At 67.0% G+C, this 25,929-nt stretch carries 16 protein-coding genes; all 16 read right to left on the bottom strand.

Annotated elements, in window-relative coordinates:
* Positions 1–2 precede the first annotated feature (2 nt).
* The 16 genes from OG559_RS06545 to OG559_RS06470 all read right to left on the bottom strand — a co-directional run bounded on the left by OG559_RS06545 (position 3) and on the right by OG559_RS06470 (position 25,912).
* Positions 3–1,100 carry a cytochrome P450 gene (locus OG559_RS06545; RefSeq protein ID WP_405113445.1) on the bottom strand — a complete coding sequence of 366 codons (1,098 nt, stop codon included), beginning with the start codon at positions 1,098–1,100 and terminating at the stop codon, positions 3–5.
* A gap of 325 nt (positions 1,101–1,425) precedes the next feature.
* Positions 1,426–2,634: a cytochrome P450 gene (locus OG559_RS06540; RefSeq protein WP_405113443.1), complete on the bottom strand. Its 1,209-nt coding sequence runs from the start codon at positions 2,632–2,634 to the stop codon at positions 1,426–1,428.
* Between the two features lie 5 nt (positions 2,635–2,639).
* The gene (locus tag OG559_RS06535; protein WP_405113441.1) at positions 2,640–3,422 is read right to left on the bottom strand and encodes an aspartate/glutamate racemase family protein; all 783 of its coding nucleotides are present in this window, start codon (positions 3,420–3,422) and stop codon (positions 2,640–2,642) included.
* Positions 3,423–3,426: 4 nt separating this feature from the next.
* The gene (locus tag OG559_RS06530) at positions 3,427–4,704 is read right to left on the bottom strand and encodes an MFS transporter (RefSeq protein WP_405113439.1); all 1,278 of its coding nucleotides are present in this window, start codon (positions 4,702–4,704) and stop codon (positions 3,427–3,429) included.
* Positions 4,704–7,844 (bottom strand): amino acid adenylation domain-containing protein, encoded by a 3,141-nt coding sequence (locus OG559_RS06525; protein WP_405113437.1) that lies wholly within the window; start codon positions 7,842–7,844, stop codon positions 4,704–4,706. Before OG559_RS06525 ends, OG559_RS06530 begins: the two co-directional genes overlap by 1 nt.
* A gap of 14 nt (positions 7,845–7,858) precedes the next feature.
* Complete coding sequence (locus OG559_RS06520) at positions 7,859–9,787, bottom strand: amino acid adenylation domain-containing protein (RefSeq protein WP_405113435.1); 1,929 nt, start codon at positions 9,785–9,787, stop codon at positions 7,859–7,861.
* 18 nt (positions 9,788–9,805) lie between these two features.
* A complete protein-coding gene (locus tag OG559_RS06515; protein ID WP_405113433.1) occupies positions 9,806–14,410 on the bottom strand; it encodes an amino acid adenylation domain-containing protein in 4,605 nt (1,534 codons plus the stop codon).
* Positions 14,411–14,428: 18 nt separating this feature from the next.
* On the bottom strand, positions 14,429–15,292 hold the full coding sequence (locus tag OG559_RS06510; RefSeq protein ID WP_405113431.1) for a hypothetical protein: 864 nt from the start codon (positions 15,290–15,292) through the stop codon (positions 14,429–14,431).
* Between the two features lie 24 nt (positions 15,293–15,316).
* Positions 15,317–16,270, bottom strand: coding sequence for a fatty acid desaturase family protein (locus OG559_RS06505; RefSeq protein WP_405113429.1), 954 nt, complete (start codon positions 16,268–16,270; stop codon positions 15,317–15,319).
* Between the two features lie 9 nt (positions 16,271–16,279).
* Positions 16,280–17,395 carry an amidinotransferase gene (locus OG559_RS06500; RefSeq protein WP_405113427.1) on the bottom strand — a complete coding sequence of 372 codons (1,116 nt, stop codon included), beginning with the start codon at positions 17,393–17,395 and terminating at the stop codon, positions 16,280–16,282.
* A complete protein-coding gene (locus tag OG559_RS06495; RefSeq protein ID WP_405116423.1) occupies positions 17,385–18,428 on the bottom strand; it encodes an aldo/keto reductase in 1,044 nt (347 codons plus the stop codon). Before OG559_RS06495 ends, OG559_RS06500 begins: the two co-directional genes overlap by 11 nt.
* Positions 18,429–18,641: 213 nt before the next feature.
* Complete coding sequence (locus OG559_RS06490; RefSeq protein WP_405113425.1) at positions 18,642–20,747, bottom strand: BTAD domain-containing putative transcriptional regulator; 2,106 nt, start codon at positions 20,745–20,747, stop codon at positions 18,642–18,644.
* A gap of 1,236 nt (positions 20,748–21,983) precedes the next feature.
* Positions 21,984–22,154, bottom strand: coding sequence for a hypothetical protein (locus tag OG559_RS06485; RefSeq protein ID WP_405113423.1), 171 nt, complete (start codon positions 22,152–22,154; stop codon positions 21,984–21,986).
* A 134-nt stretch (positions 22,155–22,288) separates the two neighbouring features.
* Positions 22,289–23,578: a peptidoglycan DD-metalloendopeptidase family protein gene (locus OG559_RS06480; protein ID WP_405113421.1), complete on the bottom strand. Its 1,290-nt coding sequence runs from the start codon at positions 23,576–23,578 to the stop codon at positions 22,289–22,291.
* A gap of 590 nt (positions 23,579–24,168) precedes the next feature.
* Positions 24,169–24,399, bottom strand: a complete 231-nt coding sequence (locus OG559_RS06475) for a hypothetical protein (RefSeq protein ID WP_405113419.1) — start codon at positions 24,397–24,399, stop codon at positions 24,169–24,171.
* A gap of 526 nt (positions 24,400–24,925) precedes the next feature.
* A complete protein-coding gene (locus tag OG559_RS06470) occupies positions 24,926–25,912 on the bottom strand; it encodes an N-acetylglucosamine kinase (protein ID WP_405113417.1) in 987 nt (328 codons plus the stop codon).
* Positions 25,913–25,929 lie beyond the last annotated feature (17 nt).

Below are 25,929 nucleotides of genomic sequence, written 5' to 3'. Positions count from 1 at the left end.
CTTCATCGTGGCACGAGACGGACCGGCGACGATTCGAATCCCCAGACCAGATTGGAGGCGAGGCGCTGGGGTTGGCCGGCCCGTTCGGCATGGCCCGTGCGACGGACCAGTTCCTCGAAGAACACCTCCATCTCGGTGACCGCCAGTGGACCACCGATGCAGAAGTGGGGGCCGTGGCTGAAGGAGAAGTGACGGTTCGGTGAGCGCGTGATGTCGAACGTCTCCGGATCGACGAAGACCTTCGGGTCGCGGTTGACCGCCGGCAGCCACACGGCCACCTGGTCGCCGCTGCTGATGGCGTGGCCGCCGATCTCGGCGTCCCGCACCGCGGTCCGGCGTACGTGCAGCACCGGGCTGGCGTACCTGAGGATCTCCTGGACCGCGGACGGCACGTGGCCCCTGTCGGCCTGCAGTGTTCGCCACGAGTCTGGATTGTCGATCAGCGCCAGGAGTCCACCAACGGTGCCGTGCCGGGTCGTCTCATTGCCTCCCGAGAGGAGGCCGGTGCAGTTGAGGAACACCTCTTCGTCGGTCAGCGGCTCTCCGTCGATCTGCCCGTTGACCAGCGCGCTGATCACGTCGCTGCCCGGGTTCTGCCGGCGTTGTCTGGTCAGGTCGTCGTAGTAGAGGAAAATGTCGGTGTACGCCTCCCTCATCTGCTCGACGCTGGTGTGCGGATCGTTCCCGAAAGCGGTCGCGGTCAGCCGCAGCATCAGGTCCCAGTCATTTTTCGGTACGCCGAGCATGTCGCAGATGACCGCCACCGGCAATCGTGCTGCCACGTCGGTGAAGTCGCAGACGTCCTGGTCGAAGGCCACGTCCAGGGCCTCCGTCACCACCTCTCGCATCGTGTCCCGCAGCCGTGCCACCATCCGGGGTGTGTACGCCGAGTTGATGATCCGCTTGATCGCGCCGTGTCGGGGCGGGTCGGTGACGATGAGCATCTTGCCGGCCGCGGCCTCCGCGGCGGGCTGTTCACTGCCGAGACGCATCCCCTTGCCGGAGACGAACGTCGACGGATCGGTCAGGACCCGGGTGGCGGGCTCATGCTCCAGGACGGACCAGAACGCGCCCCGATCGCTGACCGGCGTGTAGAACACGGGGGTTTCCGCCCGGAGTAACGTCCACAAGGGAAAAGGGTCGACGGTTCGGTAGAGTTCGGGATCCGACAGGTCAGGCAGCTTGCTTGCAAGATCACTGCTGGGCATGAGCGATTCAACTCCTACGTGTGGCTGGATCAGCGTCAGCGATCTGCGCGATCGTCGCCCCCGGCCGAGACCGGTACAACGCCACCGCGTCGGCCTTGAACTCCGCGGGGTAGTGCTTCATCACCATCTGTCAGGGACTCCTGATCTCCCCGGACCATCACGATCCAAGGTTCAAGTGCACAGGACCAGGGGGCAACTCCCAACCGCTGGGTGCTCTTCATCGTGGCACGAGTCGGACCGGCATCGTCTCGAATCCCCAGACCAGATCGGAGATGAGGCGCTGCGGTTGGCCGGCCAGTTCGGCATGGTCCGTGCGACGGACCAGTTCCTCGAAGAAGACCTCCATCTCGGTGGCCGCCAGTGGAGCCCCGATGCAGAAATGGGGGCCGTGGCCGAAGGCGAAGTGACGGTTCGGTGAGCGTGTGATGTCGAACGTCTCCGGATCGACAAAGGCCTTGGGGTCGCGGTTCACCGCCGGCAGCCACACGGCCAACTGGTCACCGCTGCTGATGGCGTGGCCGCCGATCTCGGCGTCCCGCACCGCGGTCCGGCGTACGTGCAGCAGCGGGCTGGCGTACCTGAGGATCTCCTGGACCGCGGACGGCACGTGGCTCCTGTCGGCCTGCAGTGTTCGCCACGAGTCTGGATTGTCGATCAGCGCCAGGAGTCCACCAACGGTGCCGTACCGCGTCGTCTCATTGCCACCCGAGAGGAGGCCGGTGCAGTTGAGGAACACCTCTTCGTCGGTCAGCGGCTCTCCGTCGATTTGCCCGTTGACCAGCGCGCTGGTCACGTCGCTGCCCGGGTTTCGCCGGCGGTGTTTGGCCAGGTCGTCGTAGTAGAGAAAAAGGTCGGTGTACGCCTCTCTCATTTGCTCGACGCTGGTGTGCGGATCGTTTCCGAGCGCGGTCGCGGTCAGCCGCAGCATCAGGTCCCAGTCACTTTTCGGTACGCCGAGCATGTCGCAGATGACCGCCACCGGCAATCGTGCCGCCACGTCGGTGAAGTCGCACACGTCCTGCTCGTAGGCGACGTCCAGGGCCTCCGTCACCACCTCTCGCATCGTGTCCCGGAGCCGTGCCACCGTCCGGGGCGTGTACGTCGAGCTGATGATCCGCTTGATCATGCCGTGTCGGGGCGGGTCGGTGATGATGAGCATCTTGCCGGCCGCGGCCTCCGTAGCGGGCTGCTCATTGCCGAGACGCATTCCCTTGCCGGAGACGAACGTCGACGGGTCGGTCAGGACCCGGGTGGCGGGCTCATGCCCCAGGACGGACCAGAACGCACCCCGATCACTGACCGGCGTGTAGAACACGGGCGTTCTCGCTCGGAGCAACGCCCACAGGGGTACCGGATCGGCCCGGTAGAGCTCGGGATCCGACAGGTCAGGCAGCTCGTTCTCAAGATCACTGCTGGACATGAGCATCAGGTTCACCCTCTACGCGTAGCTGGATCAGGGGCTCGGTACCCACGGCGACCAGGCCCATCAGAGGAAACCGCCTCACTGATCGCTGCGATCGCCGCCGCTGCGATCGCGTCGGTGACCGACACGACTGTGGCGTCTGGCTCGTCCGGCGTCCACAGCAGCGGTAGCTCGGTGCACCCGAGCAGGGCGGTGAAACCACGTCCGCAGTAGCGGCGAACGAGCTCGTCGAGAACCTTCACTTCGGCCGGACCGGTCCTGCCGCTCTTCACCGCGATGATGAGCTGGTCCAGGGTCTCCTGCTCCGCGCTCGTCGGATAGTGCAGCTCGACACTGTCCGGCCACGAAGGTTCGTACAGGCCCTGCCGCCGAGTCGGTGACGTGCAGAACACGACGCACCGGGTGGCCCCTCGGGCGGACAGTTCCCGCGTGGTCGCCCGCAGCCCATCGACGATGGTGACGCCGGTCCGCTCCTGGATGTCCACCCGGTAGGCGTGTGTGGTCGCCGAAGCGAGTGCCACCACTGTGCATCCAAGGGACTGCAGGCACCTGGTTGCCTCGACCAGGTGTGGGAGAGGCGATTCGACACCGGGCATCCCACTGAAGTGCCCGATCCGGCTGGGAAACGGCCAACTTAGCAGGACTGCGGAAAAATGGTCCTGGTCCGTTTCGGCTGAGGTCAACCGAACAAACCGCTCGTACAGATAAGCTCCGGCCAGCGGGCCGAGGCCGCCGACGATCCCGGCGACCGGGGCGGTGCGGATGCCGGTGCCGATGTTCAGACCCGGCATCGCTTCACCGATTCTCCTGTAGATCCGTTCGTGAGCCGCTCGGTGGCGCATCGAGTTCCCGCCACACTTTGAAGGGCACGAGGCTGAACGTCGCCACCGCGTATACGCAGGCGAAGATGAGGAGGGTCGCGGTCAGACCGGCGTAGGAGATGAGACCGCCTCCGACGATCGGACCGAGTGGAACCATCGCGAAGGCTATGGCGGATATCGCGCCCAGACCCCGGGCACGCATGTTCTCCGGAACCCGGTGGTACTGCGCCGTGCGCAGGATCGGATTGATCATCCCGGAACAGAATCCGGTCGCCGCGACCACCGTGAAGATCAACGGCAGGCCGGGTTCCGCGGCAAGCACGAGACAGCGGGGCAGCCCGACCAGCATGAAGGCCACGGTGAAAAGCAGCCTGCGGGGCAGCCGATGGGCCGCCGCGCCGAAGGCGATGCCACCGGCAACTCCGGCGACCGCCGAGGTGCCGATGAGCAGGCCGACCGCTGCCGCACCCGACAGCACCTGATCGCCGTACACCGGTAGCACCACGCTGACGTAGGCCACATCGAGCATGTTCGTCACGGCCAGGAGTAACGCGATCGAGCGCAGCAACCGATCCTGCCACAGGAAGGTCAACCCCTGCAGCAGGCCCGCGAGGTAGGACTCCTTAGTGGCGGCTGGTTTGGAACCCGGCGCTCGGGAGACGGCGACGATCAACGCCGCCAGCACGAATGTCCCCGCGTCCACCAACAACACGTTGACCGGACCGATCAGCGCTATCAGGGCACCGGCAAGCGGAACACCGGCCATTCGCGCCCCGCGTTCGACCACTTCCAGCGTGCTCGACGCCCGTTCGATGCTCATTCCGGAGCGTTGAGCCAGAGCGGGCAACAACGCCTCGCGCGCGGCGTTGCCCGGTACGTCGAAAGCGGCCCCGAGGAAGACGAGGGCGAGCAGCACCGGAAACGTCAGCATACCCACGATGTGTAGGAGCGGGATCAGAGCCACCATCGCCGCGCCGAATAGGTCGGCGATGACGCTCGCCCGGCGGTAGCCGATTCGATCGACCAGGACGCCGCCGAACGTCATGGACAGCAGGATCGGCAGGAACGACGCCGCCGCCGCAAAGCCCGTCTGCGTGGCACTTCCCGTCGTTTCGAGCACGAACCACGGCACCGCGAGATAGGTCATCGAGTTGCCGGCGAGTGAGATGCCGTGTGCGGTCAGTACCGCGTACAGCGGGTACCGGCCTCGTCCTGCCGCACGCACGCCGGGTGCGCTGGGGGCCGCGTCCATCAGGACTCCTTCGAGAACAGGGAAATCGGCACGTCAGCGCCGCTGTCGCCGTCGAGCACGGAATCGATCAGACGGTCGACAGTCCGTACGGTCCTCTCCGCCCACTCCGTGTCGAGCAGCACGCTGTCGTACACGAGGTGCAGATCGATGTCCGAGGACCGCTGGGTGACGAACAGTGCGATCGGATATCGCGACCAGGCGTCGGGCGGATCGACCGGGGTGATCGTAAGCCCCGGGATGCCGCCGCCGTCCTCGGGTGCCTCCTGCATGTTGAACATCGCCTGTGCGAGCTGAACGTCCGACGTGTACTCGGCCAGGCTGTCGCACACGCTTTCCAACGGCGGCTCGGCGTGCGCGAAGCCGTCGAGCAGACTGGCCCGGACCCGCGTCAGCAGTTCGGACATCGTCAGGTCCGCCGTGACGTCAGCGCGTAGCAGCAGCGTGTTCGCCACGAAGCCGATCATGTCATTGCGCTCGGGACGTGCACGGTTCGCGATGGGTGTCGCGACATGGAAGGCTTCCTGACCGAACGAAAGGAACAGCGCGGCCTGGAACACGGCCATCAGCAGCATGGACGGCGTTGCCTGGGTGCGGGCAGCCAGCCGCAGCAAGCTCCGGGTTCGTTGCTCACCCAGCGGTTTCGCGTGGTGCCGTCGACGCTGATACCGGTCCTCGGTGAAGGGGTACCCGTCCGGCAGCTTGATCAGCGGAACCGCTTCGGCCAACTGGCTGCGCCAGTAGGCGATGTCGGAGTCCCAAGTCCCCGCTTCGAGTTGCGCGCGCTGCCAGTTGGCGAAGTCCGGGTACTGAAGTGGCACGGGCGTCAGCGGCGACGGCAGCCCGGAAGAAAATGCCCGATACAACTCGGTCAGCTCTCGGTAGTAGTTTCCCATCGAGTGACCGTCGAACACGATGTGGTGCGCCACCAGGAAGAAGAAGTGCTCCTGATGGGATACACGGATCAGCCCTACCCGCCACAGAGGTCCGTTCGCCAGGTCGAAGCCGCGTTGCACCACGGCGCGGAGGCGCTCGGTCAACGCGCTCTGCGGCGCGGTACCGAGACCGTCAACGGACAGGGCGACCGGTGCGGGTGGGTGCGAGCGGACCGCCGGTTCGCCGTCCAGGTCGGGGAAAACCGTGCGGAGCGATTCGTGGCGGCGGACGATCTCCGTGGTGGCTTCGGTGAGTGCGCCGATGTCCAGGGCACCCTGGATGCGGAAGATGCCCGCCACGTTGTAGCAGGCGTTGCCGGGGGCGAGGTGGCGGTCGACGCGCCAGATGTGGGACTGAGACGGCGAAAGCCGTGGAGGGCCGTCCGGCGACGGACCAGACACCGGCTCACCGGTGCGGTCGTTGGTCGTCGGCCCGACGAACTCGGCCATGGCCGCCACGGTCGGCGCCTCGAATACCGTTCGCAGGGGTATCTCGGTGCCCAGCACGTCGGAGATCCGGGCGGCCAAGCGCATGGCGAGCAGGGAATGCCCGCCCAGGTCGAAGAAGCTGTCGTGGATGCCCACCACGGTCGCGTCCAGCACCTCGGCCCAGACCGCGATCAGGGCAGCCTCAAGCGGACCGCTCGCGGCGGTGGGCGCATCGAGCAGCGTGGACCGGTCCGCCGGAGGCTCGGGCAGTGCCTGACGATCGATTTTACCGGTCCGGTTGTGAGGCAGGGTGTCCATCGGCACGAACGTCGTGGGTATCGAGTGGTCCGGCAGTGTGCTGGCCAAGCTCGCCCGCAGATCGCCGATGGTCGGCTGCGGGAAGGTGTCCGACCATGCCACGTAGGCCACAAGCGTGGCGTCCCACACCCGGCACGCCGCTTCCCTGACCCCGGGCAGGGCGGACAGTGCGGCCTCGACCTCGCCGAGCTCCACGCGCTGACCGCGAATTTTGACTTGGTTGTCCGTCCTGCCAAGGAACTCCAGGGACCCGTCCGCACCCACCCTCGCCGTGTCGCCCGTGCGGTACAAGCGCTCGCCGGGGCGGCCGTAGGGATGCGGCACGAAGCTCTCCGCAGTGATGCCAGGGCGACGCCAGTACCCATGCGTCAGCCCCGCTCCGCCGATGTACACCTCTCCGGACTGGCCGTCCGGGACCAGATTCAGCATCCGGTCGAGTAGCTGAACGGACACACCGGGGATCGGCTGCCCGATCGGCACGTCTGTGCCGATCGTCTCCCCGGGTATCTCGTACGCGGTGGCCGTCATCGTGCATTCGCTTGGCCCGTACATGTTGACGATCTTCGCGGTCACGAAGACGCGCCGCACCGCGGCGACATCCGCGTGGTGCAGCTTCTCCCCGCTGACCAGGATCACCCGAACCTCTGGAACGCTGGTGTCCAGCCGGTCCGCTTCCCGGACGAGTTCACGCACCAGCGAGGGCACGACTGCGAGGACGGCGGTCACACCGGCGTCCACGATCACCCGCAATGCCGCAGCGGCGTCTCGGCCGCCTTTCGGCGTGATCACGGTGCGGGCACCCACCGTGAGCGGGAAGAACATGTCGCGCAGCGACGCGTCGAACGAGACCGCAGCGAGTTGGACCACCAGGTCGTCAGCGTCGATGTACCGCTCATGGCACAGATTGTCGAAGTAGTTCAGCACGCCGCCGTGCGAGCCTGCGATTCCCTTGGGTGTTCCGCTGGAACCCGAGGTGAAGTAGACGTAGGCGATGTCGTCCGGCTGAATGGACGGGGTGTTACCGACGGCGGCGTCGTCCGCTGCGGACAAGATGGCAGCGAGGTCGAGCCAGGTCGTGGCCCCGGGAAGCTCCGTTGGCCAACTATCGGTCACTCCCAGACTCGGCGAAACGATCGACAACATGCGCCGCAACCGATCGAGTGGCTGATCGGAGTCGAGTGGCACGACGGCCGCTCCCGACTGCCACACCGCCAATATCGTCGCGACGAGCCAGGGCGAACGATCCAGACGTACGGCAACGAACGTGCCAGGTCCGGCACCGTGCCGTTGGAGTTGGCGCGCGATGCGGTCAGCGGTCTCACCAAGCCGTTGGTACGTCCACGAACCGCCGTCGTACCGGACGGCGGGTGCGGCGGGCGTACGCGTCGCGAACGCCTTGATCCGTGCGGGTATGCCACCGGTCCACTCACCGGCGGAGACGGCAGCTGGCTCTTCTCGCACGATGTCTCCTCCGGTCATGCCCGCGCGGCGGCGTCGCTGGACATCGAGGCCTCTTGCAGCAACTGTTCCGCCGCCGCGGTGACCTTTCGCCATGTCGGCTCGTCCTCCGCGAGCAAGGCACAGAACTCCCGGACGGTCGGCGCCGCGAAGACCTGCGTGACCGCCACTTCCACGCCGAGCACGGCGTTGACCGCGGCGATGAGCCGCATGGCCCCCAGTGAGTTCCCGCCCGATTCGAAGAAGTTCGCCTCGGTACCGAGGACGGTCGTGCCGAGAACGTCCTCCCACAGGCTTACGAGGATTTCCTCGATGGGCGATTCCGGCGCCCTTGGGCCGCTGCTGGGTTCCGGACGGGACGCCGGTTCGGGGAGCGCGGCACGGTCGACCTTGCCACTGGTCGTGAGCGGCAGGGCAGCCAGGATGGACACCACATCCGGGACCATGTAGCCCGGCACCTTTTCACGGAGAAACCCCCGTAGGTGGTCACCGTCGAGCTCTCCCGACCTGGTGGTCACGTAGGCGAAGAGGCGACGGTCGCCCGCGGGATCGGGACGGGCCACGGCGACGGCGTCCTTCACGTCCGGATGCTCGCGCAGCGCGAACTCCACCTCGCCCAGTTCGACCCGGAAGCCCTGGATTTTGACCTGGAAGTCCTTGCGCCCGAGGAACTCTATGTTTCCGTCGGGCAGGTAACGGCCGAGGTCCCCGGTTTGGTAGAGGCTCTCGCCGGTGCGGGGATCAGTGACGAAACTCGCCGCCGTACGTTCGGGATCACGCCAGTACCCGGCGCTCACTCCGATGCCACCGATGTGCAGCTCACCCGCCGCACCGACCGGGCAGGGCCCGCGGTCGGGGTCCATGACGTGAAACCTCTGGTTGGCCATCGGCTTTCCGTACGGGATGCTTCGCCAGTCCGGCGCCACCTCCCCGATGAGATAGAGGATGGACCAGATGGATCCCTCGGTCGCGCCGCCCGCGCTCACCACCAGCACGTCCGGGGCCAGCGCCCGGATCCGGTCCGGCAGCAGCAGCGGCAGCCAGTCGCCACTCAGCAGCACGAGCCGCAGCGTGGACAGCGCAGTCGCACCGTTACCCCGGCTTTGTGCCAACTCCGTCACCATGTCCATCAGCGCGGGCACGGAGTTCCAGATGGTCACGCCGTGCCTGCCGATCGTGTCCAGCCACACCGCCGCGTCCGGCACCGCAGTGTGCGGCGGGAAGACGATGGTCGCCCCGGCACCGAGAGTGCCGAAGATGTCGTAGATGGCCAGATCGAACGTGAAGGAGGAGACTGCGATCACCCGGTCGCCGGGACGGACCTCGAACCGGGAGTTGATGTCGAGAATGGTGTTCACCGCGCCCCGGTGAGTGATCGTCACGCCCTTCGGCTCACCCGTCGAGCCGGAGGTGTAGATGATGTACGCCAGGTCATCGGGCGCCGTGGTGACAGGCGACACCCGGGTTTCGCCCGGATGCTGTTCGTCGATGCGTACCCGCTGAATGCTCTCCGGCCAGCGCAGGCTCTCGTCCACTTCCGCGCGGGTGATCACGCAGCGTGTTTCCGAGTGCTGGAGGAGATGTGTGATCCGGGCCGCCGGATAATCCGGATCGATGGGCACGAAGACAGCGCCCGCGCGCAGCGTGGCCAGCGCCGCGACCACCTGCTCCCATCCCTTCCGCAGCACGATGGCGACGATGTCGCCGGGTTCGACGCCGCGTGCGATGAGCGCGTTGGCCAAGGTATCGGCCCGATCGCCGACCTCACGGTAGGTCAGCTCCCCGTCGGGGTGAACGATCGCGGGCAGCTCCGGTGTCCGGTCAGCCCACGAGTAGAAGAGCGCATGGAGGGCCGAGTCGCCGTCAGGGAAGTCGACCCGGGTGCTGTTGGCTCTTGCGATCACATCGGAACCGGCCTCGATCGGCGACCCGTCCAGCTCTGCCATGACTGCTCTCCATCCTGATCACATCGTTTCCGCGGGAAAAAATGCTGGTGTGCCGTGGAGAGCGCTCAGCGGGTTGTCGGGTGCCGAGGCTGCTGTCGTGAGCAAAGCCGTGTAGTGGTCGGCGAGTCGTCGTGCGGTTGTCTGATCGAACAGGTCAGCGGAGTAGGTGATGGCGCCTGCGATCCCGCCGCCGTCGATTCGGACGCCGACGGCGAGGTCGAACTTGGCAGTCTCATCGCCCAGTGGCATGGGGCTCACCTTCATGCCGGGCAGCTCAGGAACGCTCGGTCCGCCTTCCTCGGCGGAGAACATCACTTGGAAGAAAGGTGTGCTGCCCGGTTCTCGTCGTGGAGCGAGCCGCTCGACCAGCCGCTCGAACGGGACGTCCTGGTTGCCGTACGCGTCCAGCGCCACGTCACGTGCCCGCCTGACCAGATCCGTGAACTTTGGATCACCGGACAGGTCGATCCGCAACACCAACGTGTTGACAAAGAACCCGACCATCCGTTCGATCTCCACCCGGCTGCGGCCCGCAGCCGGAGTGCCCACGGCCACGTCGGTAGTCCCACACCACCGTGCCAACACCTCGCACCATCCGGCCAGCATGACCATGAACAGCGTTGCCCCGCAGTCCCGGGCCACCCCGCGCAGACGTGCGGCCACGACGTCCGGCACGGAGAAATCCACCACGCCGCCCCGGCCGGAATCCGCGATCGGGCGGGGCCGGTCGGCCGGGACTTGTTCCGTCACCAATCCGGCCAGCTGCTGCCGCCAGTACGTTAGCTGCCGCTCGGCGACCCCGCTGTCCAACCAATCCCGCTGCCAGTACGCGAAATCTGAGTACCGCAACGGCACGTCGGGCAGATCCGGCACCCCGCCGTCAGCCACAACCCCGTACACCCGCGACAACTCATCCCACAGGATCTCCATCGACCAGCCGTCGACCGCCACATGATGCGCCGCGAAGACGAAGACGAAATCCTCGACGCCCACACGTACCAGGAGACCCCGCACCAGTGGCCCGGCCCGCAGGTCGAACACGTCGAAAGCGCAGCCATCGACCAGCCGCGACAGGTCCGTGTCCAGCCGATCGGGTTCGACTTCGGTCAGGTCGACGACCTCGGTGCGGAAGGAGCCCGGTGGCAAGGTGATCAGCGTCGGGTTGTCGTCCCGGCCGTGGATGCGGGAACGGAGGATCTCGTGACGGGTGACGAGATACGACAACGAGTCGGCGAAGGCCCGCTCGTCGAGCGCTCCGGACAGTCGCAACGCGACGTAACTGTTGTAGTCGCGGCGGTTCGGGTCCAGGTTGTAGAGAAACCACAGTCGCAGCTGATAAGCGGAAAGCCTGGCCTGGACGTCGTCGGGGCGCTTGGGTATCTCCAGCTGCGCTTCCCGGCCCGAGCCCTTGACGGCGTCGACGAATCCGGAAAGCACCGGGAACTCGAAGAGTGTCTTCACCGCCAACTCGATCCGCAGCGCCTGTCGGAGCCTCGACACCACCCTGGCCGCCCGCAGGGAGTGCCCGCCGAGCTCGAAGAAGTCGTCTTCGAGCCCCACCCGGTCGACCTCGAGTTCCCGTTCCCACACGCCCGCGACCAGTTTCCCGATGTCGTCGCGGGGCGGGACGTAGCTCCGCTCGGACCGGTTGCGCACGACGTCGGGAAGCGCCGCCCGGTTCACCTTGCCGTTCGACGTCAGCGGGAGACGGTCCAGTGTCGCGAACACGGTGGGAACCATGTGATCAGGCAGCGTCACCCGCAGGTGGGCGCGGAGTTCCGACCAGGTCGTCCGCGATCCCGGCTGCCAGACCACGTAACCGGTCAGTTCGGGATCCCGATCGTCGCCGCGCACGGCCACCACCGCGTGGGCGACAGCGGAATGCGCGGACAGTGCGGCTTCGATCTCGCCCAGCTCGACCCGGTGTCCGTGGAGCTGGACCTGGTGGTCCTGCCTGCCGCCGTACATCAGAGATCCGTCGGCGGACCACGACGCGAGGTCGCCGGTGCGGTACACGCGTGAGCCGGGCGGCCCATAGGGATCCGGCACGAAACGTTCGGCGGTGAGACCTGGCCTGCCGACATAGCCCCGTGCCACCCCGATTCCACCGATGACGAGCTCGCCCTGCACGCCGATGGGCGTCAACTGGCGGTGCTCGTCCAGGATCCGCAGCGTGGCGCCCCGGATCGGACGGCCGATGGGTACCCGGACGCCAGGCACGCCGTCCTCCACCGTGTGCATTGTCGTGTAGACGGTGGCCTCGGCCGGGCCATAGGCGTTCCACAACGTGTGCACCCGCGGAACCAGCCGCTGGGCGAGATCGCCGGGCAACGTCGCACCACCGGAGGAGATGCGCAGCTCAGCGGAACTCCACTCGTCGGGGAGCAGCGACGCGGTCGCGGGGGAGGCGTGCGTGACCGTGACCCGGTATCGATCGATCGCCGCCGCGAACTGGTCGCCGTCCGCGGCAACCTCACGGGACAGCACGGCCACCCGTGCGCCACACGTCAACGGAGCCAGCAGTTCCACGATCACCACATCGGACGCCTGGGACGCGATGGCGCCCATGGTGTCCCTTGGGGTCAGCTCCAGCCGGTCGCGGACGTCCAGCATCATGCTGGACAGTCCTCTGTGTGTGATCATCACGCCCTTGGGCTCACCGGTCGAGCCGGACGTGAAGGCGAGGTACGCCAAGGTGTCCGGATCCACGGCACGTTGCCCTACCGTCCGCGCGGAAAATTCGACCGGTCGCGTCGCCGCCGAGTCGAAGTCGATCACGGTCACAGAGGCGGGTAGTCCGTCGGCCCGGACGCCGACCCGGACCACCACGGCCTCGGCTCCGGACAGAGTCACGATGCGTTCTATCCGGTTGACCGGATAGGCCGGATCGATCAGGACGAACGCGCCACCAGCCGCCAGGACGGCGACCATCGAGACAATGACCGCAGGCGAACGTTCCATCAGGATGCCCACCACGGACTCCGGCCCGATTCCGTTGTCGCCCAACGACTCGCGCACGGCTTCGACCTGACGATCCAGCTCCCGGTACGTCAGTTCGCCGCCATCCCAGACCACGGCCACCGACTCACCGTCACGGCGGGCTTGTGCCGCGATGACCTCATGCAGATACGGCAGCGTGTCAGCGGCTCGCGGACCGGTGCCGAGCTCGATCAGGTGGTCGCGCTCGTCGGTGGAGAGCAGGTCAAGAGCACTCAATGGTGCTCCGGGGGACGCGGCGGCGGCGGTGAGCAGAGTCGTGTAGTGGGCGGCAAGGCGTTGTGCGGTGTCGCGATCGAACAGGTCCGCGGAGTAGTTCATGGTGCCGATGATCCGGTCGCCGTCGACTCGTACGCCGAGGCTGAGGTCCAACTTGGCCGTGTTGATGGCCAGTGGCATCGGGGTCACGGCTATGCCCGGCAATCGCGGAACTTCCGGCTCGCCGTCCTCCATCGAGAACATCACTTGGGAGAAGGGCATACGGCCCGGTTCGCGTCGATGGACCAACCGTTCTACGAGCCGCTCGAACGGCACATCCTGCTGCGCGTATGCACTTACGGCCACGTCGCGCACCCGCCCTACCAGTTCGCTGAAACGCGGATCGCCGGACAGATCCACCCGCAGTACCAACGTGTTGACGAAGAACCCCACCATCCGCTCAAGCTCCACCCGGCCCCGGCCCGCGACCGGAGTGCCCACGGCCACGTCGGTCGTCCCACACCACCGCGTCAACACTCCACACCAGCCGGCCAGCAACACCATGAACAACGTCGCCCCGTGGTCCCGCGCCACACCCCGCAACCGTCCAGCCACCACATCCGGCACTACGAAGTCCACCGCGCCGCCCCGGCCGGAACCCACCACCGGGCGAGGCCGGTCTCCCGGGATCTCGGTCGCGACCAACCCGGCCAGCCGCTCCCGCCAGTACGCCAGTTGTCGCTCCGCGACACCGCTGTCCAGCCACTCCCGTTGCCAGAACGCGAAGTCCGAGTACTCCGGCGACACCTCCGGAAGATCCGGGGCTTCGCCGTCGGCTGCCGCGCGGTACGCATGGGACAATTCGTCCCACAAGATGCCCATCGACCATCCGTCGACCGCGATGTGATGGGCCACGAAAACGAAAACGAACTCCTCAACACCTACCCGTACCAGCAGTCCGCGCACCAACGGTCCGACCCGCAGGTCGAACACACCAAAGGCAGAACCATCGACCAACCGCGAGAATTCTTCGACACCACCTTCGTGCCCAACGAGGTCGCGGTACTCGAAGTCCAGCCAGGAGTCCGTTCTCGTGCTCAGCTCCAATCCGCCGTCCCGCTCGGTGAAAACGGTGCGGAGCACGGCGTGACGCCGAACGACCTCCGTGACCGCGCGTTCCAGCGCCATCGTGTCCACCGGCCCGCGCAGGCGGAACGCGTGGTACACGTTGTACGCGGAATGCTCCTCGAGCAACTGTTCGGTCAGCCACAGTCGTTCCTGGGCGAAGGAAGCCACCGGGGCGTCCGAGTTCCGCCGCCGTATCGAGTCCTGCTCGGTGGCCCGTAACCGGGCGTTGATCAGCTGCTTCAGCTTGGCCGAACGCCCCAGGTCCCGCGCACCTTCGCCGGGTTGTGTCGGGTCAGGCACATTCGCCTCCTCGGCGCATCAGGTCCACCAGATGAGCTCGTCGTTCCCGGTCAGGCCCGTGAAGCAGGTCAGCAGCAGACGCCTGCCGCTGTCCGGAGTCGGTCCGCCGAGGACGGCGTGCACGAGATTCCCGTTGATGACACACAGATCCCCGGTTTCGGCAGGGACGACGATGCTGGGGAAGTCGTCAAGCAACTCCGGCGGATAGGGAAAACCGCTGTGGGTGAGACCCAAGCGGTCCCTGCTGGAATCGTCCGGCTCAAGGTTCCACAGCTTGATCTGACCCGTTCCCACAGGGACATACGGGTAGACGTTCACCGCCATCACCCGTCGTACGGTCTGGACCTCGAAACCCGCCTGGAGCGGATCGCTGAGCTGAGCCAGATCGTCGTGCGGCATCAGCAGATAGTCGCCAGTCTTGTTCCAGCACACTGCCTTGGAGTCACCGGCAACGCGGCCGTGGTGGGTGGCCGCACGGACCCGCTTCACCATGCCCTGTCCGACGAGACGGTCGCGGAAGCCCGCGACCGGGTTGGTCGTCATCCGATAGAGATCGGCCACCGCGTCGGCGACCCGCGCGGCCTCGGTCAGGTACTCGTCGGTGGTCATCTCGATGTGCGAGGCGCCGACGATGTAGCCCTCCACGCCGTCCTCACCGTCGCCATACCGTGGCGTCCGCATGCCGGAAGCCCGGAAGTTCTCGGCTATCCGTGCGCAGTCCGCGGGAGCGACGAAGTTCCGTACCCGGTACGCGGCCAAATCGCCGCGCAGAACGTCGAACACGGCCTCGACGTCCACGTCGCGGACTGTCTCGTGCACCCGAAACCCGTCACGCGGCAGGACACTGCCCGTGATCCGAGACACCGTCGCGTTGTGGTCCACGGGATTCTCCGTTCTCGGTCGCGATCATCGCTTCTCGTCCGTACCGGCGTGGTGCAGCAGTGAACGGCGGGTGTGGAGGAAACCGAGCATCGCGGGCACCGGGCTGACGATGCGCGTTGTGCCGTCGAGCCGGTCGCGGAACCTTTCCCTCACCGCGGGCAGTTGTGACCAGTGGGAGTTCGGGCTGAGGTGGTGCTCCTGGTGGTACCCGTCATTGAATGTCAACTTGTTGTACAGGCGGCTGTAGTGGCTCACCGAGTCCGCCGCCCGATCACCGGGGTCCGCGCCGTAGTGCCGGTAATAGTTCTGGACGTTCACCATCGTCAGCGCCAGGAAGAACGCGGGCAGGTACGACAGTAGAGCCCACTGCCACGAAATGGCCGCGAACAGCCCGAGAGACAAACAGTGCGCGGCCCGGTCGGCACGTATCTGGAGCAGTTCCCTGCCCCGCCGGGATTCACGGCGGGAAGCGAGTGACAGCAGGTCTGTCTCGTCGTCGCCGACCCGCCACAGCCGGTAGGCGTAGGACAGTTCCCGGCCACGGCTCACCAGGCTGCTCAGCGCGCCGCCGGCGGCGTACCGCAGTAGTGGGGCGTGTTCGCCGTCCCTTCCGTCGCGGTACGTGGACGAGAGGTCTCTCGTGTCGCCGTCCTGTCCTATCTGATCGTTGTTGAAACGGTGGTGATTGCGCACGTGCGTGAGCTGGTACGCCTGCACCGACTGTCCGATGTTGATCGAGTTCAGAAGCGACACCATCGCGTTCAACCGCGCCGACACGAACCATGGCACATGGGTGAACAGGTGGCTCACCACGATGATGTTGTAGGACATCAGCACGGCGATGCCCACCGTCGAAGCGACTTTCCACAGGATTGACGCCTCGTCCCACGCGGTGGCCAGCCACAGCATGACAACCAACTGCGCCACGCTGAACCCGAGCAACAGGGCGTCCTTTGGCGCGTTCTTCCACACCCGCACGTGGGCCCCCTAAAAGTACGACTGCAGAGCACCCCGGCGGCGCACGTCCAAGGTGGCACAGTGGAACGATCCGCCGAAGCTGTTGAAACTTCGGAAGTTGCACGGGATCGGCGTGAAGCCAAAGTCCTTCAGCAGTGAGATCATCGGCTCGTCCTGTCGCTCGACGACCACCCGTTCCTCGTCCAGCATCAGGATGTTCATGTTGATCCACTTGCTGGTCATGTACAACGGGTGCGAGTCCGGGATGATTGGCTTCGGCGCGGTAATGACATCCCAGCCCTTGAACAGATCCGGCACTCTCCGGACCCGCTCCGGATTGATCAGCACCTTGCCGGGTGCCATGGGGACCAGGGTCGCGTCGATGTGCATTGGATGAGCGTCGTCGAAGTCGAAGACATGGATCCGGTAGTCGTCACCGAGGTGCCTGCTGAGCCACTCGATACCGAACGCGTTGGTGACATTGCTCATCTGGGCGATGATGTCGCGCCCGCACCGCGTGAAGTCCGCCGCGTCGAAGGTTGGCTCGAACTCGGTCACCACCAGCCGCCGTGGCCCGTCCTCGCCTGGATCGACCCAGCTGGAGTCGAACTGCTCGTCCTTCAGCTCCGGCTTCGGGCCCGCACTCCACTTCGCACCGCCCTGGAAGTACTCCTTGAGCAGCGGCCGGTAGGCGAGAGTCTCGAAGTAGCGGGAACGCCACGCGGTCGGACATTCGATGATCTCGTCGCCGACCACCAGCAGGACGTCGCGCGGCATTGCGGCGTACATGCCCGTGCTGGACCAGTCGAGCGTGCGATACTCGACGTTCTGGGGAATGGGCTCCGGCCGCCGGACTGTCACCCCTTCGCTTTCCAGAATGTGTACGAACTCGTTCAACTCCTTGTTGGCCGCCGCGACCGCCTCCGGAGGGAACGGCTTACCCGCTTCGCGCCGGAACGTATCGTGCTGATCAGCAGGCAACACCGGTGGAAGCGCGACGTGCCAAGGCGGGAAGTGCGCCTCGTCGACAATCCCGACGATCACCTCCTCCAGCGGATCCCACTCCGTGTGGCACCAGACCGGACTTGTCCGCGGGTTGTCCGCGACCGGTCGGAAGCCACCGGCTTCCACTGTCTCAGCTGTCACGCTGCGCTCCTTCGAGGAGGTCCGTCGTCTCGGTGGCCCTCCGGCTCGTGCGGTGGGGTGCGAAGGTCTGCCGGTCTCCGGACCACACCGACCGCGACGCCACGGCCTCCAGGCGTGCGAGATCCGTGTCCGACAACGACAGCGTCGCCGCCTTGATGTTCTCGGCGACGCGGTCCCGGCTGCGGGTACCGGGAATCGGCACGATGTCATCGCCTTGTGCCAGCAGCCAGGCGAGCGCGAGTTGCGCAGGCGTGGTGCCGGACTCCGCCGCGAGCTCACGCATCTGCGTGAGGGCGGCGCGGTTGCGCTCCAGGTGCTCACCATGCAGGCGCGGGTCCAGATGACGGTCGTCGCCGGGCGTCAGGTCCGCCGTCCGCAAGTCGTTGCCGGTCAGGAAGCCCCGGCCGAGCGGGCTGTACGGGACGAGCCCGATGCCGAGTTCGCGTGCGGCGGGCACTACTTCGTCCTCGGGGTCACGCCACCACAGGGACCATTCGTACTGCAACGCGGCGATCGGGTGAGTGGCAGCGGCACGCTTGAGGTCCTCCGGCCCGATCTCCGAGACACCGAGATGCCGCACCTTCCCCGCGCTGACCAGCTCACCCATCGCACCGACGGTCTCCTCGATCGGCACGTCGGGGTCCACGCGGTGCAGGTAGTACAAGTCGATGTGCTCGACGTTCAACCTGGACAGCGACGCTTCGCAGAACCGCGCGACGTCCTCCGGCCTCGCCGAGACCCGTGCCGGACCGTCCCGCTCCTCGCGCAGGATGCCGAACTTCGTCGCCAGCACCACTTCGTCGCGCCGTCCGGCGATGGCCCGACCGACGAGGCGTTCGTTGCTACCGGCGCCGTAGCTCATGGACGTGTCGATCAACGTCACGCCGAGGTCGAGGGCATGCCGAACGGTGGCAAGGGATTCGTTGTCGTCGGCTGGCCCGTAGTCCTGCGACATGCCCATGCACCCGAGGCCGACGGGGAAGACCGCGAGCCCCGATCCGCCCAGCGAACGTGCGGTTGCGGAACCGGAGATGACGTCCACAGGGCCTCCAAGAGCGTGGATCGTTGGCGATGGAGACTTCCACCGGTGATCGAACTGACGAGTCTCATGATTGTGCGCACGCGTGGCCGGACGCGGACATGGCCGCGATCATCCACAACGGCCAACATTGCTGGTCAATGCCCTCGGCGCGGCCGGTAAGCGGGTCGACTACGGGTGTTGCTGCCACGTTCGACGGGCAGGTCGTCACGCCCGTGGCCGAGCGCCACCCGCCAACTCGACGGCGTACGCGTGCAGCAGGGTGTGCATGCCGTAACGCCGGGGCAGGAATTCCGTGATCAGGTGGGCACGGACGAGTTCGTCCAGCGACCGGCGGACGTGATCCGTGGACTCACCGGGGACCTCGGCCACGGCGGGCAGGTCGATCTCCGTCTGTGGACGCGTTCCCAGCTCGACGAACAACCGCGCCGCTCTCGAACTGAGATTGCGGTAGGACCAGGAAAACACCGTTCGCAGATCGGTCGACGGGTCGCCGTGGTGCAGTGCGTCCAGGGTCCGTCCGTTTGCCAGTTCATCAGCCAGTGTGGCCAAGGGATGCGTGGGGTTGATGGCGGCCTTGGCGCAGACGACGGCCAGCGCGAGCGGCAACTGAGCGCACCGGGTGATCAGTTGTTCCGTCGCCTGCGGCTCGGCCGCCAGTCGGTCGACCCCCAGCCGCCTGCTCAACAACGCCCTCGCCTCGGTTGTGGTCAGCAGGTCGAGTTTCAGCGGATGAGTGGCCTCCGTAGCGACCAGCCCGAGCAGTGGATCACGGCTGGTCACCACGATATGGCACCCCGGAGAGCCAGGCAGGAGGGGACGGACATGGTCGGCGTCACGGGCGTTGTCGAGCACCACGAGCACCCGTTTGCCCGCCAGCAGACTGCGGTACGCGCTGGCCCGGTCGGCGAGTCCGGCGGGAACACGCTCGGCCCTGCCCCCGAGCGCCTCGATGAAACCAGGCAGGACATCGCCCGGCGGCACCGGCTCCGGCTCCGGACCGAACCCACCGAGGTTCACGTACAGTTGCCCGTCGGGGAACTGCTCCACGACGCGTCGGGCCCAATGCACCGCGAGTGCGCTCTTGCCCACCCCTGCCGTGCCGGATATCGCCACACTGTTTATCGCGGTCGAGTGCTGGTCGTCGGCAAGGATGGCATCGAGTCGCGCGATGGACTCGGCGCGGCCGACGAAGCCGCGCGGCGCGGTCGGCAACTGAGTCGGCACCGGCCGTGCGATGGCAACCGTCTGCCTGGGAGGCGCCGAGGGCAAATAGGGCAGGTTGCTCACACTGTCGAGTTCGCCACGCAGGATCGCCTGGTGCAGGTCACGCAGATCAGGACTGGGGTCCAGCCCCAGTTCGTCGGCCAACCGGTCACGCAGCCCCATGAACACGTGCAGCGCCGCGGCTTGTTGCCCGCTTCCGGCGAGGGCGACCATCAGCCGGGCGTGCGCTGGCTCGTGCAACGGGTTGGCCTCGATGAGGCGATACATCACCGGCAGCACGTCATCGTGGCGATTCAGGGCGCTTGCCATGGCCGCGTACTCGAGGATGGCCATCTCCTGGTGCCTGTTCAGCGCCGCCACCGCGGACTGGACCTGCAGCATTGGCAGGTCCTCCAGCGTCTGGCCGCGCCATAGGCCGATCGCCTGTTGGTACACGGTGAACGCCTCTTCCAGCCGCCCGGCGTCCCGGTCACGGCGGGCACGGGACACCAGACGCTCGAACGCAAGGTGGTCGAGCTGGTTGTGATCGGCTGTGAGCATGTACCCGCCGCCCGCCGAAACCAGCATGTCACTGGTCCGCGCCGGTGACTGGGTGGACTGCAGCTTGCGACGCAGACGGGAGACCTGGGACCGCACGAGCTCGCCCGCCTTCGGTGGCGGCCTGCGCCCGTACACCTGCTCCACCAGCGACTCGATGCTGACCGGCACGCGTGGCGAGAGGGCGAGCATGCCGAGCAGGATGCGCCGAGGTTCCGAACCGAAAGTCACCGACATGCCGTCGACCCGGACGGACAGGATGCCCAGCACCCTGATCTGCAGATCTTTGGCTAGCAGCGGATGCTCCTGGCCGAGTTGGATCAGTTCACGCGCCTCCGGGGGCGACAACCCCAGCACGGACGCGAGGCGGTACAACGTGTTCGCCCGCGGTCGGCTGACCCGGTGCTGCTCGAGATCACGCAGTCCACCCAGGCTGATGTTGGCTTTCGAGGCAAGCTGCTGCTGCGTCAAGCCGCTGCGAAGACGAAGCGCCTGGATCCGCTGGCCGACCGACTCGGTGTTCGTCAGACCTCGTTCAACCCTTTTCATGTGCCAGGTCCCTTCTCAGAGATGGGTAGAACTGGAACCACCGCGCAAACAGGACATTTTAGTCTGGCTGACCAATTCCTTTCTCGTCGGGCATGGTTAGCGGCGCCGGACGAGCTACGGTGATGGAGCCGATCTGGAAAACGGGAAGTCCACAGGTGGTTCTACGCCCATTTCCTACTTTCAGCATGCCGGTGACCTGTGTGCCGGGCGCAGCCACCTCCGCGGAGTGCTGCGACACACGGGTGGGCTTGGCGACCAGCCGGAGCCGCGACTCGTGACCCGCACCGTATTCGCTCCGGAACCCCGATACGTCGGCGGCACAGGGGCGGGGGCCGGCGCCAGACGGCGTCGTGACCGATAGCGCCGTCGGCGCAACCCCGAACGGCCGAGCTGCGACCTTCCGGACCAGTCATCGTGTCCTCGCCCGGATCCGGTCACGGAGTGTCACCCGAACTGGGGGCCTCAAAGGCTTGTCGCCTGCATCCCGATCGCGCCTATCCAGATCGAGAGCCCGACATGCTCCATCGATGAGACCTGTACGTCCACCATGCCGACACCGGACAGGTGCCGGCGCGGATGACGCGCGTCTCGCCGGCGTCGTGCCGACGCCGTGGTCGACGACAAATCGCGGCCGATTCGAGCGGCGGGATGCAGCTCCCCGGCTGTCCCCACCTTCGCCGGCTCGGACAGCCGGCGGACCAGCACGGCGGCGCGTTCCGGTGAGCCGGTAGGTCAGGACGGTACGGGCGCTGCAGCGCACCTCCAGTACGGTGCGCCCCGAGCCGTGCCGCCGGGTGACGACGGGCCAGCGCCATCAGGTCGCCCTTGACGAGGTCGAGCAGCGCCGGTGGGGTGGGCGTCCACGACGGCCGCAGACGGCTGGGACGCTGGGCATCACCGACCCTGTGCTCCCATAGCGGGCCGGCCAGCTCGGCACGCCGCCGCGTGGACTCAGCCAGCACGCTATCGGAGCATGCGGCGCAATCAGCGCACGAACGCCGACAACCGCCCCACGCATCAAGCCCTCACATCTTCTTGGTGGCCCGTGCCGGTTCGCGGCCACGATGGCGGGTGGCCGCGACTCGGGATGGCATCACTATTGATGAGGGCTCAGGCACCGCGTTGACACGGCCGCAGCCGACGCCTGGAGGCGCCGCCGCTGGTGGCCGCCGTTCCGTGGTGCGAGACGACGATGACTACGGGTCTGGTACGGGAGCCGGCGCGATCCCGGCCAGGTCAGCCGCGGGTGACGACGTTGACGATCCGTGGCACCCGGAAATTGACCATGGCGATGGGCGCATCCCCGACGGCCCGGCGTACGTGCGGCGAGGCCAGGGCGAGTTCGCGCACCTTGTCCTCGGCGATGGCGGTGGGCGCCTCGGCCGTGTCCCGCACCTTGCCGTCCACCTGGAAGACGCAGGTCGTCGTCTGCTGCGTCAGCAGGTCGGGATCGGCCTGCGCAGGGGCGGATGACGGCGGGCGGGTCGGCCGGGGCGCCGTGTCTGGTACCTGGGCCGACCCGCCCTGGTGAATCGTTACTGTCACATGACGTGTATGAAGGCTGCCCAGCCGTTTCCGATTTTGACCGGGTTGCCGAGGCCGGCTCCGGTGTGTGGGTAGTACCAGAGGTTTCCGTTTGCGTCGACTCCTAGGACGTCGGCGGCGCCGTCACCGCTCCAGTCGGCGGCCATGACGTGTTTGAAGGCTGCCCAGCCGTTTCCGATTTTGACCGGGTTGCCGAGGCCGGCTCCGGTGTGTGGGTAGTACCAGAGGTTTCCGTTTGCGTCGACTCCTAGGACGTCGGCGGCGCCGTCACCGCTCCAGTCGGCGGCCATGACGTGTTTGAAGGCTGCCCAGCCGTTTCCGATTTTGACCGGGTTGCCGAGGCCGGCTCCGGTGTGTGGGTAGTACCAGAGGTTTCCGTTTGCGTCGACTCCTAGGACGTCGGCGGCGCCGTCACCGCTCCAGTCGGCGGCCATGACGTGCTTGAAGGCCGCCCAGCCGTACCCGATCTGCGTGTAGCCAGACAGTTTGTAGCTGTTGTTCGGGTAGTACAGCAGCCTCCCTGAAGAATCGACTCCTAGGACGTCGGCAGCACCGTCACCGCTCCAGTCCGCAGCCATGACGTGCTTGAAGGCCGCCCAACCGATCCCGATTTTTACCGGGGTGCTGAGGCCGGCAAGATTGTGCGGGTAGTACCAGAAGTCACCGTTGGCAGCGACCCCGAGGACATCGGCGGCACCGTCACCACTGAAGTCGGAAACTCGTTCGCCATCAGCCCCAGGCAGGCCGGTGGAAAGGCGATTCTGGCTCACGGGTGCGGTGCCGGTGGGATAGTTTGTGCCGGTCTCCACGGTATTGGGGATTTCGCGGCTGAGCTGAGAGTCGCAGTAGACGACATTCCAGTGAAGATGTGGACCGGTCACGTTTCCGGTGGCTCCGGACGCGCCGATATGCTGCCCCTGTGCCACCCATTGCCCTCTGTTGACGATGGTGGTGCTGAGATGGGCGTACTGAGAGCAACGATTGTTGCCGTGGTCGATCAAGGCGATGATGCCTCCGCCGGCGCTCCATCCCTCGTAGTAGACGGTGCCGGCCGCCGAGGCGACAATCGGGGTGCCTTGCGGCATGGCGAAGTCAACGGCATGTCGGTTATAGCCGTCGTTGTGGGAGTAGCCGCTTCCGGGCGTCTGGGTAATGGTGTACGCGTGTCCAGCCCCGTAAGGCAGCTTGAACGGTGCGCCACTGCCGGCGAGCGCGGACTCCTGGGGAATCAGGATTCCGAGCACGGCGACAAGCGCAGCAATGCTGACTGCGATATCGCGACGCAAATGGTCCTCCTTGTGTGTCTACGATGGGCGCGGAATATGTAATGTTGACCTTGCAACTGCACGCCCATGAGCCACGGACTTTCGGGCGCGATCTGGCCCAGAGGGTGTCCCAACGGGGCCGAGACTGTCAAGAGCGCCAATGGTTCTCTGCGTAACGGCCTGTCGCCCCGCCATGGGTGGCGTCCTTGAATCTGCCAAGCAGCTGATCGGCGAGGTTGAGTTGAGGCCTGCCCGCCCGAGGGGTCCCAGTACTCCAGCCCAGGATGTTGACCTTGGCTGAGCTGCAGCTCGACGCGGTGCGGGCACGAAGCCAGCCCCCGTCGAGCATGGGCCGTTGTGCGCCAGATCGGTGAGGTCTCGCTCGGGCCGCATCGGCACGAGCGCGATCGGGCGTCAGCTACATGCCGCGGGTAGTCGGCGAGTCCACTACGGTTGCGGGACCCCGAGAGCGGAAGGATGAGGACTCGTGCTCTGCCCGGCCACCGCAGGGCATTGCTGGCGTCCGCTCGTCAGGCTGCACAAGCGCGTGGAATGCTGCCGTTGCAGGGGGCCGGGCGGAACTCGGTCGAGCTCCGCCCGGCACCGGGTAATCAGTTTCCGCGGACCTCGCCGGCGGCGGCGAGGTGTCGCAGGGACGCTTCGACCTCGGGGTAGCCGCGGGTCTTCAGGCCGTAGTCGGGGTTCACCCACAGCCGTCCGCCGGGTACCGCCGCGACGGCGCGGCGCAGGGCCCCAACGACCTCGTCACGGGACGGCACGCGCGGCGAGTGGATGTCCCACACGCCGGGGCCGACTCCCCGACCCAAAGGCCGGGGCTCCACAGGCGCCGGTAGGCATACCTGCTGTGGAGCGGCGCCCACGCCAGGAACCCCCAGATTCCTGGTCAAAGCCCTCGCGCCCGACTTCGCAATCGCCCATCGCCCTGCTGCACTGGCACCGGCTACCAGGCCGTGCAGCGGGGCTGGCTCACTGCTGAGGACGCACCGACGCCGTGAGCCGACTGATGAGTCCGGGCGAGGAGGCGGCGTACGAGCTGATCGTCGACCGGCCGTCAGCGACCCTGGCCACCCTCGCCGGAAGCTGATCGGGCGGCGAACCGCTCCCCGCGGTGCTCGCCCGACTCGCCGCCGTCGGCCTGATCACCGTCCTGCCCGGACCACCCGAGAGGTACGTGGCCACCGACGGCACAGCGTCACATCGCCGCGCTGATGGCCGGGCTCGGCGCGGACACGCGGTTCCAGGCCGGCGTCCAGGCCGCCTTTCGTGAGCAGCGCAATCTGGCGTACCGCTCGACGCGGGCCAGGAGGTTCACCCGCCCCGATCGTCCTGACCGTCCAGAGGTACACGTCAGCGCAGCGTCGCGAGTGTCGTCGCGAGCCGGTCGAAGACGACCTCGTCGACGGTCGCTCCGGCCTGCCGGAGGGCGAGCACGGCCGCGCCGACCACCCCGTCGGGGACGATGCGTACCTCCGCGGTGGTGCCGTCCCGGGCGTACCGGGCCGCGATCTGGTCGGCCAGCGTGCGGTGCCGGGTGAGGATGCCGCCGCCGAGCGTGATCACGCCGCTCAGGCCGGGGGTGACCACCGCGTCGAGGGTGCGCAGCAGCGCGTCGGCGGCGTCGCGGACGATCTCGTCGGCGATCTCGTCGCCGGCGGCCTCGAAGGCCAGGTGCGCGAACTGGGCGAGCTGCACCGGGCGGATCGCGTAGAGGGTGTCGAGCGCGTACGAGACGATGGCCGGGCGACCGTCGGAATCCGGAGCGTGGCCCCCGGCCTGGCCGAGTTCGTCCAGGAGTAGTCCGGTGAGCGCGGTGGCCGGACCGCGGCGGTCGAGCTCGGCCAGCGCCGCCCGGACCACCCGATGTCCCATGTGGAAGCCGGAGCCGTCGTCGCCGAGCAGCCAGCCGAGCCCGTCGGCGGTGGCGATCATCCGCCCCCGCTCGACCCTGATGGCCGCCGCGCCTGTGCCGGCGACGAGCGCGTAGCCGGCCTCCTGGTACGTGCCGGAGAAGAAGGTGGCCAGCAGGTCCGATTCGACGACCGGGGTCGCGGTGATGCCGAGTGCCTTCAGTGGTGCGGTGAACGACTCGACGTCCATGTGCGGGCTCGCGCCGGCCATGGCGAACACGACCCCGCCGATCTCCTTACCTGACACGCCGGCGGCCGCCAACGCGGCCGCGGCACTGGCCGCCACCGAAGCGGCCGCGTGTACGGGTCCGGCGGAGGTCGGGTTTCCGCTGCCGGTGCGGGCGTAGCCGAGACACCGGCCCTCGGCGGTGACGACAATGCTACGGGTCGAGGTGCCGCCGGCGTCGACGGCGAGCAGATCAGGCATCGTTACCAACCCGTGAC

The organism is Micromonospora sp. NBC_01405, assembly GCF_045040155.1.
Lineage (GTDB): Bacteria > Actinomycetota > Actinomycetes > Mycobacteriales > Micromonosporaceae > Micromonospora.
This window is presented reverse-complemented; position numbering and strand designations above follow the sequence as displayed.